This window comes from Pseudomonas sp. GW821-FHT03E01, from assembly GCF_059420765.1.
Map to the genome: position 1 here is coordinate 46,095 of NZ_JBWKUI010000007.1, position 14,996 is coordinate 61,090.

At 59.2% G+C, this 14,996-nt stretch carries 17 protein-coding genes; 16 read left to right on the plus strand and 1 reads right to left on the minus strand.

The genetic code is table 11. From position 1 onward, the window contains the following. Nucleotides 1-44 precede the first annotated feature (44 nt). The 14 genes from fabD to AC07VO_RS13470 all read left to right on the plus strand — a co-directional run bounded on the left by fabD (nt 45) and on the right by AC07VO_RS13470 (nt 11,927). Nucleotides 45-983, plus strand: a complete 939-nt coding sequence (gene fabD / locus AC07VO_RS13405; RefSeq protein WP_026286430.1) for an ACP S-malonyltransferase — start codon at nt 45-47, stop codon at nt 981-983. Between the two features lie 16 nt (nt 984-999). Further along, nucleotides 1,000-1,743 carry a 3-oxoacyl-ACP reductase FabG gene (gene fabG, locus AC07VO_RS13410; RefSeq protein WP_064616588.1) on the plus strand — a complete coding sequence of 248 codons (744 nt, stop codon included), beginning with the start codon at nt 1,000-1,002 and terminating at the stop codon, nt 1,741-1,743. A 192-nt stretch (nt 1,744-1,935) separates the two neighbouring features. Beyond that, nucleotides 1,936-2,172 (plus strand): acyl carrier protein, encoded by a 237-nt coding sequence (gene acpP, locus AC07VO_RS13415; protein WP_003175607.1) that lies wholly within the window; start codon nt 1,936-1,938, stop codon nt 2,170-2,172. A gap of 109 nt (nt 2,173-2,281) precedes the next feature. Then, a complete protein-coding gene (gene fabF / locus AC07VO_RS13420) occupies nt 2,282-3,526 on the plus strand; it encodes a beta-ketoacyl-ACP synthase II (protein WP_026286429.1) in 1,245 nt (414 codons plus the stop codon). Further along, nucleotides 3,526-4,341 (plus strand): aminodeoxychorismate lyase, encoded by an 816-nt coding sequence (pabC, locus tag AC07VO_RS13425; protein ID WP_064616590.1) that lies wholly within the window; start codon nt 3,526-3,528, stop codon nt 4,339-4,341. Before fabF ends, pabC begins: the two co-directional genes overlap by 1 nt. Before the next feature lie 3 nt (nt 4,342-4,344). Beyond that, complete coding sequence (mltG, locus tag AC07VO_RS13430) at nt 4,345-5,535, plus strand: endolytic transglycosylase MltG (protein ID WP_495007578.1); 1,191 nt, start codon at nt 4,345-4,347, stop codon at nt 5,533-5,535. 19 nt (nt 5,536-5,554) lie between these two features. After that, on the plus strand, nt 5,555-6,187 hold the full coding sequence (gene tmk, locus AC07VO_RS13435) for a dTMP kinase (protein WP_018926216.1): 633 nt from the start codon (nt 5,555-5,557) through the stop codon (nt 6,185-6,187). Continuing rightward, entirely contained in the window at nt 6,180-7,166 is a 987-nt protein-coding gene (locus AC07VO_RS13440) for a DNA polymerase III subunit delta' (protein WP_018926215.1), read from the plus strand. Before tmk ends, AC07VO_RS13440 begins: the two co-directional genes overlap by 8 nt. A 32-nt stretch (nt 7,167-7,198) precedes the next feature. Next, a complete protein-coding gene (locus tag AC07VO_RS13445; RefSeq protein ID WP_018926214.1) occupies nt 7,199-7,555 on the plus strand; it encodes a PilZ domain-containing protein in 357 nt (118 codons plus the stop codon). Between the two features lie 14 nt (nt 7,556-7,569). Next, nucleotides 7,570-8,361 (plus strand): TatD family hydrolase, encoded by a 792-nt coding sequence (locus AC07VO_RS13450; RefSeq protein ID WP_018926213.1) that lies wholly within the window; start codon nt 7,570-7,572, stop codon nt 8,359-8,361. 383 nt (nt 8,362-8,744) lie between these two features. Further along, entirely contained in the window at nt 8,745-9,383 is a 639-nt protein-coding gene (locus AC07VO_RS13455; RefSeq protein ID WP_007942012.1) for a TetR/AcrR family transcriptional regulator, read from the plus strand. A 146-nt stretch (nt 9,384-9,529) separates the two neighbouring features. Further along, a complete protein-coding gene (locus AC07VO_RS13460; RefSeq protein WP_018926212.1) occupies nt 9,530-10,498 on the plus strand; it encodes a GTP 3',8-cyclase MoaA in 969 nt (322 codons plus the stop codon). Nucleotides 10,499-10,744: 246 nt separating this feature from the next. Then, complete coding sequence (locus tag AC07VO_RS13465; protein WP_064616596.1) at nt 10,745-11,350, plus strand: DUF4823 domain-containing protein; 606 nt, start codon at nt 10,745-10,747, stop codon at nt 11,348-11,350. A gap of 16 nt (nt 11,351-11,366) precedes the next feature. Then, nucleotides 11,367-11,927 carry a DUF1285 domain-containing protein gene (locus AC07VO_RS13470; protein WP_064616598.1) on the plus strand — a complete coding sequence of 187 codons (561 nt, stop codon included), beginning with the start codon at nt 11,367-11,369 and terminating at the stop codon, nt 11,925-11,927. Between the two features lie 57 nt (nt 11,928-11,984). Here AC07VO_RS13470 and AC07VO_RS13475 read toward each other — a convergent pair whose 3' ends face one another. After that, nucleotides 11,985-12,857, minus strand: a complete 873-nt coding sequence (locus AC07VO_RS13475) for an esterase/lipase family protein (protein WP_019582740.1) — start codon at nt 12,855-12,857, stop codon at nt 11,985-11,987. A gap of 243 nt (nt 12,858-13,100) precedes the next feature. On the opposite strand from AC07VO_RS13475, the gene AC07VO_RS13480 reads away from it, so the two are divergent. Together AC07VO_RS13480 and AC07VO_RS13485 are read left to right on the plus strand one after the other, a co-directional pair. Next, on the plus strand, nt 13,101-13,817 hold the full coding sequence (locus AC07VO_RS13480; RefSeq protein ID WP_495007579.1) for a FadR/GntR family transcriptional regulator: 717 nt from the start codon (nt 13,101-13,103) through the stop codon (nt 13,815-13,817). Between the two features lie 40 nt (nt 13,818-13,857). Beyond that, nucleotides 13,858-14,733 (plus strand): SMP-30/gluconolactonase/LRE family protein, encoded by an 876-nt coding sequence (locus AC07VO_RS13485; RefSeq protein ID WP_018926207.1) that lies wholly within the window; start codon nt 13,858-13,860, stop codon nt 14,731-14,733. Nucleotides 14,734-14,996 lie beyond the last annotated feature (263 nt).

Here is a 14,996-nt window from a genome sequence, read left to right on the forward strand (position 1 = left end):
GGGACGTCAATTCTCCGACGACAAGATCATTAGGGGCTTGTTACATGTCTGCTTCCCTCGCATTCGTCTTTCCAGGACAGGGTTCGCAGTCCCTCGGCATGCTGGCCGAGTTGGGCGCGCAACACCCGGTGGTCCTTGAAACATTCAAAGAAGCTTCCGATGCTCTGGGTTACGACCTGTGGGCGCTGACCCAGCAAGGGCCGGAAGAACTACTCAATCAAACCGATAAAACCCAACCGGCCATTCTGACTGCCTCGATCGCCTTGTGGCGTCTGTGGCTGGCTGAAGGCGGCGCGCGTCCGGCTTACGTTGCCGGTCACAGCCTGGGTGAATACAGCGCCCTGGTGGCTGCGGGCAGCCTGAGCCTGGGCGCCGCGGTGAAGCTGGTAGAGCGTCGCGGTCAATTGATGCAGGAGGCCGTTCCGGCCGGGCAGGGCGGCATGGCCGCTATCCTCGGTCTGGACGATGCTGATGTGCTGGCAGCCTGCGCCGAAGCGGCGCAAGGTGAAGTGGTCAGCGCAGTCAACTTCAACTCGCCGGGCCAGGTAGTGATTGCCGGCGCCAAGGCTGCGGTCGAACGCGCCATCGAAGGCTGCAAGGCGCGTGGTGCCAAGCGCGCCATGCCGTTGCCGGTCAGCGTGCCGTCCCACTGCGAGTTGATGCGTCCGGCCGCCGAGCGATTCGCTGAGTCGATCGCAGCGATCGACTGGCAGGCGCCGCAGATTCCGGTAGTGCAGAACGTCAGTGCCGACGTACCAGCCGATCTGGAAACCCTCAAGCGCGATCTGCTTGAGCAGCTTTACAAGCCTGTGCGCTGGGTCGAATCGGTCCAGGCGCTGGCTGCCAAGGGTGCAACCCAACTGGTCGAGTGCGGTCCGGGCAAGGTCCTGGCCGGTCTGAACAAACGTTGCGCTGAAGGCGTGTCGACCTCTAACCTCAATACCCCAGATGCTTTCGCTGCCGCCCGTGCAGCGCTGGTCTGATCAAGGAGAAGCTTGCATGAGTCTGCAAGGTAAAGTTGCACTGGTCACCGGTGCCAGCCGTGGTATCGGCCAGGCTATCGCTCTGGAGCTGGGTCGTCAGGGTGCCATCGTTGTTGGTACTGCGACCTCCGCATCGGGTGCCGAGCGTATCGCCGCCACTCTGAAAGAAAACGGTATTCAGGGCACTGGCCTGGAACTCAATGTCACCAGCGACGAGTCCGTAGCGGCCGTGCTGGCGAGCATTCAGGAGCAGTTCGGTGCGCCGGCGATCCTGGTCAATAATGCCGGTATCACCCGCGATAACCTGATGATGCGCATGAAAGATGACGAATGGCATGACGTTGTCGACACCAACTTGAACAGTCTGTTCCGCCTGTCCAAGGGCGTTTTGCGCGGTATGACCAAAGCCCGTTGGGGACGAATTATCAGTATTGGCTCGGTTGTGGGTGCCATGGGCAACGCAGGCCAAGTAAACTACGCAGCCGCCAAGGCCGGTCTGGAAGGTTTCAGCCGTGCGCTGGCGCGTGAAGTCGGTTCGCGTTCGATTACGGTAAACTCGGTGGCCCCAGGGTTCATCGACACCGATATGACCCGCGAACTGCCCGATGCGCAGCGTGAAGCCTTGCAGACGCAAATTCCGCTGGGTCGTCTGGGGCAAGCTCAAGAGATCGCATCTGTGGTCGCTTTTCTTGCGTCCGACGGTGCGGCTTACGTTACTGGGGCTACAATCCCGGTGAACGGCGGGATGTACATGAGTTAAATGTGACGGATTGCTTCAAAAAAATGTCATACGAGCTGTCTAAAATCCGTTATAAAGCTGCAATCTATTTTATCGGCAGAGGGCCGCAGGGTTTGAGGAGTGAAGCTTTCAGTTGAAAAACTGAAAAGTCTTTCTATACACTTACCCACTGGCCAGCTGCCTGAATTTGTCCATTAGGAGTGAAAACAAGGTATGAGCACCATCGAAGAGCGCGTCAAGAAAATCGTTGCTGAGCAACTGGGCGTTAAAGAAGAAGAAGTGGTCAACACCGCTTCCTTCGTTGAAGACCTGGGTGCCGACTCCCTTGACACCGTTGAGCTGGTGATGGCTCTGGAAGAGGAATTCGAGACCGAAATCCCTGACGAAGAAGCTGAAAAGATCACTACTGTACAAGCAGCAATCGACTACGTTACCAGCCATCAGGCGTAATAGTTTTTAGTCGTCGCTCGCTGTCATGGAAAAACCGCACTGCCATCATGGCGTGCGGTTTTTTCTTTAGGCCTTGTGCGAAGTCGTCATTTGAAAAAAGGAGAGTGCTGTGTCGCGTAGACGCGTCGTAGTCACCGGTATGGGTATGTTGTCGCCACTGGGCACGGATGTGCCGAGCAGCTGGCAGGGCATTCTGGCTGGCCGCAGTGGCATTGGTCTGATCGAACACACCGACCTTTCTGCCTATTCCACCCGCTTTGGCGGCTCGGTAAAGGGCTTCAATGTCGAGGAATACTTGTCGGTCAAGGAAGCCCGCAAACTCGACCTGTTCATTCAATACGGTCTGGCTGCAGGTTTTCAAGCCGTGCGTAACGCAGGTCTTGAGGTTACCGACGCCAATCGCGAGCGTATCGGCGTGGCCATGGGGTCGGGTATTGGCGGTTTGACCAATATCGAAGACACCAGCCGCACACTGCATGATTCCGGCCCACGGCGGATTTCTCCGTTTTTCGTGCCTGGCTCGATCATCAATATGATTTCCGGTTTCCTGTCCATTCACTTGGGTGCACAGGGACCTAACTACGCCATCGCCACGGCGTGTACCACCGGTACGCACTGCATTGGCATGGCGGCACGTAACATCATGTACGACGAAGCCGACGTAATGATCGCCGGTGGCGCCGAGATGGCTGCATGTGGTCTGGGCATGGGCGGCTTTGGTGCCTCCCGCGCACTGTCGACCCGCAACGACGAGCCGGCCCGTGCCAGCCGTCCATGGGACAAGGGTCGTGATGGCTTCGTGCTGTCCGACGGTGCTGGCGCACTGGTTCTCGAAGAGCTGGAGCACGCCAAGGCCCGTGGCGCGACCATTTACGCCGAGCTGATCGGTTTCGGCACCAGTGGCGATGCCTACCACATGACCTCGCCACCGGCCGATGGCGCGGGTGCTGCGCGTTGCATCACCAATGCCTTGCGCGATGCGAAGATCAATGGTGATCAGGTGCAGTACATCAATGCCCATGGCACCTCGACCTCGGCTGGCGACCTCGCCGAAGCCTGTGCGATCAAATCGGTGTTCGGCGATCACGCCTACAAGCTGGCCGTCAGTTCGACCAAGTCCATGACCGGTCACCTGCTGGGTGCCGCAGGGGCGGTCGAGGCGATTTTCAGCGTGCTGGCAATCAACAGTCAGGTAGCCCCGCCGACCATCAACCTCGATGAGCCGGACGAAGGCTGCGACCTCGACTTCGTACCCCACACCGCGCGCGGCATGGATATCGACGTGGTGCTGTCCAACTCCTTCGGATTTGGCGGTACCAATGGCTCGCTGGTGTTCCGCCGGTTCGCTGACTGATGGACAGCTGGGTCGACGGTCAACCGGCTGACGCTTTGTCGCTGAAAGATCGCGGCCTGGCTTACGGCGATGGTCTGTTCGAGACCATCGCCGTCAAGGGCGGGCAGCCGTTGTTGCTGGATCGACATTTGTCGCGTCTGGCCGAGGGCTGTTCGCGCCTGGCGATTGCCGCCGATCATGAGCTGATCCGCGCGGAGCTGCTGGCTTATGCCGCCGCACTGGGCGAGGGCGTGCTCAAACTCATCCTCACCCGCGGCGACAGCCTGCGCGGTTACGCCCCCGATCCCTCGGCCCAGGCCCGGCGCATTCTGCAAGGCAATCCTCCTGCTGCCTATCCGGCTGTGCATGCGAAGCAGGGCGTGCGCCTGTTCCCTTGTACAACACGGCTTTCCAAGCAGCCATTGCTTGCCGGTCTCAAGCACCTGAATCGTCTGGAGCAGGTTATCGCCCGTTCCGAATGGCAGGACACCGAGCATGCTGAAGGCTTGATGCTGGATCAGGTCGGGCGGGTGATCGAAGGTGTGTTCAGTAATCTGTTCCTGGTGCGCGATGGCGTGCTGGTGACCGCCGATCTCAAACGTTGTGGCGTGGCAGGCGTGATGCGTGCCGAATTATTGTTTCAAGCCGAGTCATTGGGGATTCCCACACAAATCATCGACATTACCCTCGAACAGCTGCAATGGGCTGATGAGGTCTTTGTCTGCAACAGCGTTTATGGCGTTTGGCCGGTGCGCGCCTATGCCGCACTGAGCTGGCCGGTTGGGCCGCTCACCCGTAAACTCCAAACCATTGCCCGTGCGCTACTGGATGCCTGATTCGTGAGACGTAAATTATTGCTGCTGCTGGAAACCGGACTGGTTCTGGCGGGGCTGTTGGCGGGCGCTTGCGCCTGGAAAATCCATTCGGCGCTGGAACAGCCGCTGAACATCGCCCAGGAACAGCTGTTGGAAGTGCCCAAAGGCACTACGCCGAACCGCACTTTCATTCGACTTGAAGCCGATGGCGTCATCAAGGACGCTTTCTGGCTGCGTGTGTACTGGCGCTTCAACCTGGCGGGCCAACCGCTGCACAGCGGCGAATACCGCATGGTTCCCGGCATGACAGTCGAAGGGCTGATCGACCTGTGGAAGCGCGGGGAAATGGTTCAGTACAGCCTGACGCTGGTCGAAGGCTGGAATTTCCATCAGGTCCGCGCAGCCCTGGCCAAGGATGAAAAGCTCGAACAGACCCTCAACGGTTTGAGCGACAGCCAGGTGATGGACAAGCTCGGGCACGGCGGGATTTTCCCCGAAGGGCGCTTCTTCCCCGACACGTACCGTTTCGTGCGTGGCATGACTGACGTCGATCTGCTCAAGAAGGCTTACGACCGTCTCGACGAAGTCCTCGCCAAGGAATGGAGCCAGCGTTCTGCCGACGTGCCCTATACCGAACCCTATCAGGCGCTGATCATGGCCTCGCTGGTGGAAAAGGAAACCGGCGTGCCGCAGGAGCGCGGGCAAATCGCCGGCGTGTTCGTGCGGCGCATGGAGATGGGCATGTTGCTGCAGACCGATCCGACGGTGATCTACGGCTTGGGCGATCGCTATAACGGCAAGTTGACCCGCGCCCATCTCAAGGAGCCGACGCCGTATAACACTTACTTGAACGCTGGCCTGCCGCCGACACCGATTGCGATGGTCGGCCGCGAGGCGATCCATGCGGCGTTGAATCCGGCGGACGGCAACAGCCTGTATTTTGTTGCGCGCGGTGATGGCAGTCACGTGTTCTCCGATGATCTGGACGCCCATAACAATGCGGTGCGGGAGTTCCAGCTCAATCGCCGTGCCGATTACCGTTCCAGCCCGGCACCGACTACCACGCCGCTGACGGAAGATGCCCAGGCGCCAATCCCGGCGGCTTCGCCTGATACGGCGGCCGAAGACGTGCCACAAGTAGCGCCGCAAGACTCTGCACAAGAGCCTGCGCCAGCACCCGAGCGGGATGCTCCGGCGCCGCAAAGCCCGCAATGACTCTGATTAAGGACTGCCTGTGACTGGCTTGTTTATTACCCTGGAAGGCCCGGAAGGTGCCGGCAAGAGCACCAATCGCGAATACCTGGCCGAGCGTCTGCGCGCCGCCGGGATCGAGGTGGTGTTGACCCGGGAGCCGGGGGGCACGCCCCTGGCCGAGCGGATCCGCGATGTGTTGTTGGCGCCGGTCGATGAGGTCATGAACCCTGACACCGAGCTGCTGTTGGTGTTCGCTGCGCGAGCCCAGCACCTGGCCGAGGTGATCCGCCCGGCGCTGGTCCGTGGTGCGGTGGTTCTGTGTGATCGTTTTACCGATTCGACCTATGCCTACCAGGGCGGTGGTCGCGGTTTGTCGCTGGAGCGCATCGCGACCCTCGAAACGTTCGTGCAGGGCGATCTGCGCCCGGACTTGACGCTGATCTTCGATCTGCCGGTGGAAGTGGGCCTGGCCCGCGCCAGCGCCCGCGGTCGCCTGGACCGTTTCGAGCTTGAAGGCCGCACGTTCTTCGATGCCGTGCGCAGTGCCTTCCTCGAGCGTGCCAAAGCGGATCCTGCGCGTTATGTCCTGGTGGATGCCGCTCAACCGCTGGCGCAGGTTCAGCAGTCTCTGGATGTCTTGCTGCCACGTCTGCTGGAGTTGACCCGTGGCTGAAGCCTATCCGTGGCAGGACAGTCTCTGGCAGCAATTGGCCGGTCGTGCCCAGCACGCCCATGCCTATCTGCTGCATGGCCCGGCCGGGATCGGCAAGCGTGCGCTGGCCGAGCGGTTGATGGCCAGTTTGTTGTGCCAGCGTCCGACCGCCCAGGGCGCCTGCGGTGAATGCAAATCCTGCCTTCTGCTCAAGGCCGGTAGTCATCCCGACAACTACGTCCTGGAACCGGAAGAGGCAGACAAGGCGATCAAGGTCGATCAGGTGCGTGACCTGGTCAGCTTCGTGGTTCAGACTTCGCAGATGGGCGGTCGCAAAGTGGTGCTGATCGAGCCGGTCGAGTCGATGAACATCAACGCCGCCAACGCCTTGCTAAAAAGCCTTGAAGAGCCGTCCGGCGACACCGTATTGCTGCTCGTCAGCCACCAGACCAGTCGTCTGCTGCCGACCATCAAGAGCCGTTGCGTACAGCAGGCCTGTCCTTTGCCGAGCGAAGCCATGAGTCTGGCGTGGCTGGCCAAGACGTTGCCGGACTGCTCGGAAGACGAGCGCATTGAACTGCTGACCCTTGCTGCCGGTTCGCCATTGGCCGCGGTCAAATTGCAGGCCCAGGGCGTGCGCGAGCAGCGGGCGCTGGTGGTCGAGGGCGTGAAGAAGTTGCTCAAGCAGCAGCAATCGCCGACGCAACTGGCCGAGGAATGGAAAACCATTCCCATGTTGCTGCTGTTCGACTGGTTCTGCGACTGGTCGAGCCTGATCCTGCGTTATCAGTTGACTCAGGATGAAGCGGGGCTGGGGCTGGCGGACATGCGCAAGGTCATTCAATACCTGGCGCAGAAAGCCGCTCAGGATAAAGTCCTGAATATTCAGGACTGGATTCTAGCCCAGCGGCAGAAAGTGATGAGCAAGGCCAACCTCAATCCGGCGCTGTTGCTGGAGGCGCTGTTGGTGCAATGGGTATCCTTGCCTGCCCAGAGGTGACTAGACTCTGATCATCAGAAATGGAGGTCAGCATGAATGAACCCATCAGTCCGGGGCCGCGCAATGGCATTTTGTCCTTGACCATCAAGGACAGGTCCGTGCTCTATGCGGCCTACATGCCATTCATCAAGAACGGTGGCCTGTTTATCCCGACCAACAAGAGCTACAAGTTGGGCGATGAGGTCTTCATGCTGCTGCACCTGATGGACGAACCGGAAAAGATCCCGGTCGCCGGCAGGGTCACCTGGATTACCCCCAAAGGTGCCCAGGGCAACCGCGCCGCTGGAGTCGGCGTGCAATTCAACGAAGGCGATAACACCGCGCGCAGTCGAATCGAAACCCATCTGGCCGGAGCCCTGAAGTCCGACCGTCCCACTCATACGATGTAAGTTGCAGCCCTTTTATGCTTGTAGATTCCCATTGCCACCTTGATCGCCTCGACCTCACCGCCCACGACGGCTCCCTGGATGCCGCGCTAGACGCAGCTCGTCAGAGGGGAGTAGGGCACTTTCTGTGCATTGGCGTCAGCGCCGATAACGCCGCCGATGTCAAAGCCCTGGCCGAACGCTACGACGACGTCGATTGTTCGGTCGGCGTGCATCCGCTGGATGTGCAGCCCGGTGCCGCTCCGGCGCTGGATTGGCTGTTGCGCGAACTCAATCATCCGCGGGTGGTGGCGATCGGGGAAACCGGCCTGGATTACCACTACGAACCGGAAGCGGCAGAGTTGCAGCAGGAGTCGTTCCGCCTGCACCTGCAAGCGGCGCAACAGACCGGCAAGCCGGTAATCATTCATACCCGGGGCGCCCGGGCCGACACCCTCGAACTGCTGCGTGAGGCGGCGCTGCCTCAAGCAGGCGTTCTGCATTGCTTCACCGAAGACTGGGAGATGGCCAAGGCCGCGCTGGATATGGGTTATTACATTTCCCTGTCCGGTATTGTCACTTTTCGCAATGCCGATGCCTTGCGCGATGTGGCCAGCAAAGTGCCGGCCGACCGCTTGCTGGTGGAAACCGATTCGCCGTACCTGGCGCCGATCCCGTATCGCGGCAAACCGAACCTGCCGCAGTACGTGCGTGAGGTAGCGGAATTTCTGGCAATGTTACGAGGCGAGCCCTACGAGCGATTTGCCGAGCAGACTACCGAGAATTTCAAGCGGTTATTTCCGTTGGCGCACGTCAGGGCATCGGCGTAACGTTGGAAAAAGTCGCAACCTGTGGCGGGCTTTGCTCCCAAATTGCAGGCAAAAAAAACCCGGGTTCTGGGGGGTGAATCCGGGTTAAGACCATTAGGAGTAAAACAAAGGCACGCAATCCTTTGGTACCTTCATCGGCGCGACACTTGGGGGAGATGCCTCGCCGACAGTTGAAGTATTGATCAGTATCGCGCCGAGTCCAGTTTGGTTGGTCGGGTTTTTAAACAAATTTGGAATACGTGCGCTTCGGTTGAGTTCTCATCAGCCGGCGAGGTCGCGTGAATTCATCAAGAAACACATATATGGTCGGATGATCCGTGCATTTTGGCGTAAGTTAGGCATAATACGCGGCTTCGAATTTTGACCCCTACAGACCTTTTCTTATGCATAAAGAACCTCGTAAGGTCCGTGAGTTTCGTCGCCGCGAGCAAGAAATTCTCGATACCGCGCTCAAGCTGTTCCTCGAACAAGGTGAAGACAGTGTCACCGTCGAGATGATTGCTGATGCCGTAGGTATCGGCAAAGGCACGATCTACAAGCACTTCAAATCCAAGGCGGAGATCTACCTGCGCCTGATGCTCGACTACGAGCGTGATTTGAACGAGCTGTTGCATTCCGCCGATGTCGATAAGGACAAGGAAGCCCTGTCCCGGGCCTACTTCGAATTCCGCATGCGCGATCCGCAACGCTATCGGTTGTTCGATCGCCTGGAAGAAAAGGTGGTCAAGGGCAACCAGGTACCGGAGATGGTCGAGGAACTGCACAAGATCCGCGCCTCGAACTTCGAACGCCTGACCCTGCTGATCAAGGGCCGGATCAGCGAAGGCAAGCTCGAAGACGTGCCGCCTTACTTCCATTACTGCGCAGCCTGGGCGCTGGTGCATGGCGCCGTGGCGCTGTATCACTCGCCGTTCTGGAGCAATGTGCTGGAAGATCAGGAAGGTTTCTTCCAGTTCCTGATGGACATCGGCGTGCGCATGGGCAACAAGCGCAAGCGCGATACCGACACTCCGAGCAGCTGAGCCATCCAGTTGTCTAATTGCGCCATGAGCCATGATTTAGCTACGTGGCGCAGTACCGCAGGAATATACTCAGGCATAGGGCTTGCTAAAACTTGATTTGTGAGTCAAGTTTTGCGCGTTCGAATCTTCTTTCGCCGGAGTGATCCATGATCGTTGACCGTCAAGGCAGGCGTTTTCGCAATTTGCGGATCAGTCTGACCTCCGCCTGCAACTACGCCTGTACCTACTGCGTGCCCAACGGCAAACGGCTGGTGGCTGCGCAGGATGAGTTGTCGGCCGAGGCGATGGCACGCGGCGTGGCTTATCTGATCGAAGCAGCCGGCATCGAGCGTCTGCGCATTACCGGTGGCGAGCCACTGGTCAGCCCCAAGCTCGAAGCCTTCATGACCGCCGTCGGGCAGATGGGGCTGGCGGACATCAGCCTGACCACCAATGGCCAGCTGTTGGCGAAGAAGCTGCCGCTGCTGGTGGATGCCGGCATTCGGCGCATCAACGTTTCCCTCGATACCCTGGACGCCGGGGCTTTCCGCAGCATTGCCCGCGGCGGCGATCTGGCGACCGTGCTCGACGGCATGGCCCAGGCCGCGGCAGCCGGCATGAAGATCAAGGTCAATATGGTGCCGCTGCGTGGGCAAAACCTCGATCAGGTGATGCCATTGCTCGATTACTGCCTGGAACGCGGCTACGAGCTGCGCTTCATCGAGTTGATGCGCATGGGTCACTTGGCCAGTGATTCCAACGCCTTCCTGCAACAGTTCGTCAGCCTTCAGCAATTGCTGAGCCTGATCGGCGAACACTACGAATATCTGCAGGCCGACGCGCCGGTCGATGCCACGGCGGTGCGCTACGAGATTCCGGGACAGGGCCACTTCGGCGTGATCGCCAACGAAAGCGTGCCGTTCTGCCGCACCTGCTCGCGTCTGCGCTTGTCGTCCACTGGCTGGCTGCATGGCTGCCTGTCGTCGAGCAATCGCCACTATGTCGGCGATCTGCTGGACAAACCCCGTCATCAGGCATTGCCGGCCTTGCAGCGACTGCTGGTGAAGGCTCTGGGGGACAAGCAGGAAGTGGCGTTCTCCGGTGGCGCGACCATCATGAAAATCATCGGCGGCTGACCGGGTCTTGCGGTGAAGGGCGCTTGCTGTGGCGAGGGAGCTTGCTCCCGCTGGGGCGCGAAGCGGCCCTAAAATTACCAAACGCTCCGCATTCCCTGGAACTTACGACTGCTGCGCAGCCGAACGGGAGCAAGCTCCCTCGCCACAGGTCTGTTCAGACTGAAAATGCACATGACCTGAGCTGGCGCGGAAGCTGCATCCCTCGGCCATTCGCCGGTTTTCCGTCACCGGCTTCTGGAGGGAAGGATGCGTAGCCTGGTTTTGCTGCTGGCCGTTTTGGCACTTGGCGGCTGCATGAATGTCAGCGATATGGCCGAAGGAACTCGCTACCACATGAGCGACGTGGGGCTGCTGGACCATAGCGACAGCCGTCGCGTGAATAACATCCGCATTCAGCCGGACTCCTTCATCTACATCGCCCAGGGCGCCTTCGCGCCACCGGGCATTGCTTCTCCGCGACCTAACGTGGTGGCCGAAGAAGCCTTCAACGGCTTTATCGAATATTTCCCGATGGTCCGCCGCGCCCGCGCGCCGGAAGGCCTCGACGCCGCCATGGGAGAAGCCCGTGCCGCCGGTGCTCACTACCTGCTCTATACACGTTTTGCCAAGGCCGACGACCGCATCGGCAACGCGGACGATTTGATCGACCAGGAGCGCTCGGATCGCCTCGGGATCGACAGTGGCGTCATTCAGATCATGTTGATCGAGACCAGCACCCAGTATTTGATCGATACTGCACGTATCAAGAGTCGTGGCGGTTTACTGACGTTCTACGATAACAGGCCAGAAGATCTTCTGGGCCCGCCGCTGGAGCAATACGCTCGTAGCCTGTTGGGGCTCAGCGATCAGTAATTAAAAGGAGAACGCCATGAGTGGCCCGCAAAAAGCCAATGACCTGTTGGGACAAATCCCCAAAACCAAAGGTTTGCCACCGGTCCACTTGTGGAACCCCGACTTCTGCGGCGACATCGACATGCGCATCTCCCGCGACGGCACCTGGTATTACCTGGGCACGCCGATCGGGCGCAAGCCGATGGTCAAGCTGTTCTCCACCATCATTCGCCGCGACGGCGATGATTACTTTCTGATTACTCCAGTCGAAAAGGTCGGCATCAAGGTCGACGACGCACCGTTCGTGGCGATAGCCGTGGAAGTCGAAGGCGAGGGTGAGGCTCAGGTCTTGCGCTTTACCACCAACGTCGATGAAACCACCGACGCCGGTGTCGAGCACCCCATGCGCGTGGTGATCGACTCGGTGACTCAGGAGCCCGCACCGTACGTGCATGTGCGCAGCAACCTTGAAGCGCTGATTCACCGCAATGTGTTCTATCAATTGGTAGAGCTGGCGGTGAGCCGTGAGATTGACGGGCAGAGCTGGCTCGGTGTCTGGAGCGGTGGCGAGTTTTTCCCGATCGGACTTGAGCCGTAAGCGCTGAACCCGAGAAACGAAACGGCCCGTTATTGCAGCGGGCCGTTTTTTATGGGCTTACAAACCCTTGCTCTTGAGCCGGGCGGCGTGTTCAAGGTAGAGCATCACCGGGCTCACGTTCCAACTGTTGATCCCGGCCATCTGGTTGACTGCATCAAAGTGGTCCATGGGGTAATCCGAGCGGATCACTTTGCCCAAATGAGAGCTGTAGCGGCCGACCAGCCCATCATTGGCGTGCTTCTCTTTATAAAATAACTGTGACAGCACTTTACAGTTCAAATGGGTCGGGTCGAGGAGTTGCAGGCTTTGAAAGTTCTGCACGATCCCGCTCCAGGAGTAGTAATACACGCCGTTCTCAACTTCGTTGCCTTCCCCGCCCCAAACCTTTGGCAGCCCTTGCGGGTACTTGCGATTGAAGGCGGCCAGGCCTGCGCTGGTCAGCGATTCGAACGCCGCTTGAGGGTCGATGGGGTTTTCCGGATGGCCACTGATCAACGAAATGAAGGTGCCGACTGCGCCTAACAGGGCTAATACCAAGGCTTCGGGTAATTCTCCGGGTGTCAGTGCCTTGTGCAGTTGGTCGGCAATCTCGGAGCCGTGGTTAGGGCAACTGACCGAGGTGACCGACGCAACCTTTTCCGGGTACAGGGCTGCGACGTAGCGTGCGGCCAGCGGACCTTGGCTATGGCCGATCAGATTGACCTTGGCGGCGCCCGTTTCCCGCAAAATACGGTCGACGTGTTCGAGCAGTTTTTCACCGCGTTCCTCATTGCCGTTGACGGTTGGAATATTCACGGCAAACACCTGGGCACCAGCACGTTCCAGGGCTTCCTCGATTTCGAAGAAGTACGGATAACCGGCGATTCTGTCGAAGCCGAAAAGACCGTGAACCAACACAATGGGGTATTTCGTAGACGCATCCATGTCCATGTTCATACCTGACGATAGCGGATTTTAATGAAACAGCCTGATCTGTTGCGGGCTAACCGTAGTTTACAAAATGGGTGGGTTCAAAGCGCCGGGGGAGTAATCGGACGAACAGTCATGCCTGTGTTGGCAAGAACTCCAGAAAAATCCAATTGACACCCAATCATATGATGATTAGCGTGGGCATCCATTGCGAACGGCTTTCGTGTCGTTTCATTTTTATTTTCACCGGGCGGTGAGGTACCCATGTCCAGCAGTTTTCACGCGTCGACGGTTGATTGGCTGGGGTGCTGGATTGCCGCTGGCCAGGTGAAGCCCGGTCAGACCATCAAGGTTGAAGCCGACTTGGGCGAGCAGCTTGGGGTCAGCCGTACGGTCATCCGCGAAGCGATCAAAACCCTGGTCGCCAAAGGCATGCTCGAAGTCGGGCCGAAGGTCGGCACGCGGGTGTTGCCGGTACGGCGCTGGAACCTCTTCGATCCACAAGTCGTCGGCTGGCTGTCGCGCAGCGGTTTGCCGGAAAACTTCGTCGACGACTTGCTTGACCTGCGTCGTACCATCGAACCGATGGCGGTGCGTTGGGCCTGCGAGCGCGCGACGGTGGAACAAGTGCAAGCCGTGCTTCAGGCCTACAACGCGCTGGAACGAGCCGTAGACAGCGGCATCGATTACAACCGCGCCGACCAGTTCTTCCATGAGTGCATCCTCGCCGCCAGCCACAATCAATTCATCGAACAAATGGTCCCGGCCCTCGGCGCGCTGCTGGCAGTGTCGTTCGAAGTGTCTGCCGCCGACCCGGACGAACTGCGCCGAACCTTGCCGATTCACAAAGACATGGCCGACGCCATCGCCGCCCGGGATGCTGCGCGGGGTGTGTGGGCCTGCATGACCCTGATCGATAACGCCGACCTGGCGATCAAACGGTTTTACCCCCAAGTCATGGCCGACAAGAAGGTAAGCTGACCAGGCTCGCTCCCACATAAAAGCATAAAAAGGAGGTTTCATGACGTGGACTGCGGTTACCGAACACCGTGCGCGACTCGGTGAAGGTCCGTTCTGGGATGCACCGACCCAGGCGCTGTACTGGGTCGATATCGCCGGCCAACAGGCGCTGCGATTGATCGGCGCCAATGTGGAAATCTGGCAGATGCCGGAACACGTGTCCGCATTCATCCCCTGCGAAAGTGGCGATGCCCTGGTGACATTGAGCAGTGGGGTTTATCGGCTGGACCTGAACTCTCCCGGCCTGGAGCCTCGGCTGACCTTGCTCTGTGTGGCCGATCCGCAACCCGGCAATCGCGCCAACGAAGCCCGCTGCGATGCCTTGGGCCGGCTCTGGCTGGGCACCATGCAAAACAACATCGGCGAGCAGGGCGAAGATTTGCCGATCGTGCGCCGCTCCGGTGGCCTGTTTCGCATCGACCGCGATGCTCGGGTCACGCCGCTGCTTCGAGGGCTCGGCATCCCCAACACATTGCTATGGAGCGACGACGGCACAACCCTGTATTTCGCCGACAGCCTCGACGGTACGTTGTACCAACATTTCATCCATACCGACGGCAACCTCGACACCGCCTGCGTCTGGTTTGGCCCCCACGAACGGGGTGGCCCCGACGGCTCGGCGATGGATGCCGAGGGCTATATCTGGAACGCCCGCTGGGACGGCAGTTGCTTGCTCAGGCTGAGCCCGGACGGTCATGTCGATCGGGTGATCGAACTGCCTGTCAGTCGCCCCACCAGTTGCGTGTTTGGTGGCGAAGACTTCAAGACCTTGTACATCACCAGTGCGGCGAGCCCGCTCAACCATCCATTGGATGGTGCGGTGTTGTCGGTTCGAGTCGATGTGCCCGGAAAGCCCTGTCAGAGATTTGCAGGCTAAATCCCAAAATATGGGATACAAAATTATATATTGAGATTTGTTGGTGGCCGGGTTTATAGTCGGCCCCATCAGTTACACGCACTCACACTTAAAAAAACAAAACAGGTGAAGTGATGCAGCGATATTCCACCGTCCTCCCTTGGGTCGACAGTGCTTCAGGCCGCCCCGGCGCCCGGGCGTTTGCACGCCTGCCTGCCTATTCCCAAAAGCCTTTTGACCGGACATCGACAGATGTCCGGTTTTCGTCGTGCCCTCGAACAGGA

What these genes read in the sequence shown, in the direction of transcription:
- AC07VO_RS13460 (WP_018926212.1), top strand. Translation starts at nt 9,530, where the DNA reads ATGATCGTTGACCGTCAAGGCAGGCGTTTTCGCAATTTGCGGATCAGT.
- acpP (WP_003175607.1), top strand. Translation starts at nt 1,936, where the DNA reads ATGAGCACCATCGAAGAGCGCGTCAAGAAAATCGTTGCTGAGCAACTG.
- fabD (WP_026286430.1), top strand. Translation starts at nt 45, where the DNA reads ATGTCTGCTTCCCTCGCATTCGTCTTTCCAGGACAGGGTTCGCAGTCC.
- AC07VO_RS13475 (WP_019582740.1), bottom strand. Translation starts at nt 12,857, where the DNA reads ATGGACATGGATGCGTCTACGAAATACCCCATTGTGTTGGTTCACGGT.
- pabC (WP_064616590.1), top strand. Translation starts at nt 3,526, where the DNA reads ATGGACAGCTGGGTCGACGGTCAACCGGCTGACGCTTTGTCGCTGAAA.
- AC07VO_RS13450 (WP_018926213.1), top strand. Translation starts at nt 7,570, where the DNA reads ATGCTTGTAGATTCCCATTGCCACCTTGATCGCCTCGACCTCACCGCC.
- AC07VO_RS13445 (WP_018926214.1), top strand. Translation starts at nt 7,199, where the DNA reads ATGAATGAACCCATCAGTCCGGGGCCGCGCAATGGCATTTTGTCCTTG.
- AC07VO_RS13465 (WP_064616596.1), top strand. Translation starts at nt 10,745, where the DNA reads ATGCGTAGCCTGGTTTTGCTGCTGGCCGTTTTGGCACTTGGCGGCTGC.
- fabG (WP_064616588.1), top strand. Translation starts at nt 1,000, where the DNA reads ATGAGTCTGCAAGGTAAAGTTGCACTGGTCACCGGTGCCAGCCGTGGT.
- AC07VO_RS13470 (WP_064616598.1), top strand. Translation starts at nt 11,367, where the DNA reads ATGAGTGGCCCGCAAAAAGCCAATGACCTGTTGGGACAAATCCCCAAA.
- AC07VO_RS13455 (WP_007942012.1), top strand. Translation starts at nt 8,745, where the DNA reads ATGCATAAAGAACCTCGTAAGGTCCGTGAGTTTCGTCGCCGCGAGCAA.
- AC07VO_RS13480 (WP_495007579.1), top strand. Translation starts at nt 13,101, where the DNA reads ATGTCCAGCAGTTTTCACGCGTCGACGGTTGATTGGCTGGGGTGCTGG.
- AC07VO_RS13485 (WP_018926207.1), top strand. Translation starts at nt 13,858, where the DNA reads ATGACGTGGACTGCGGTTACCGAACACCGTGCGCGACTCGGTGAAGGT.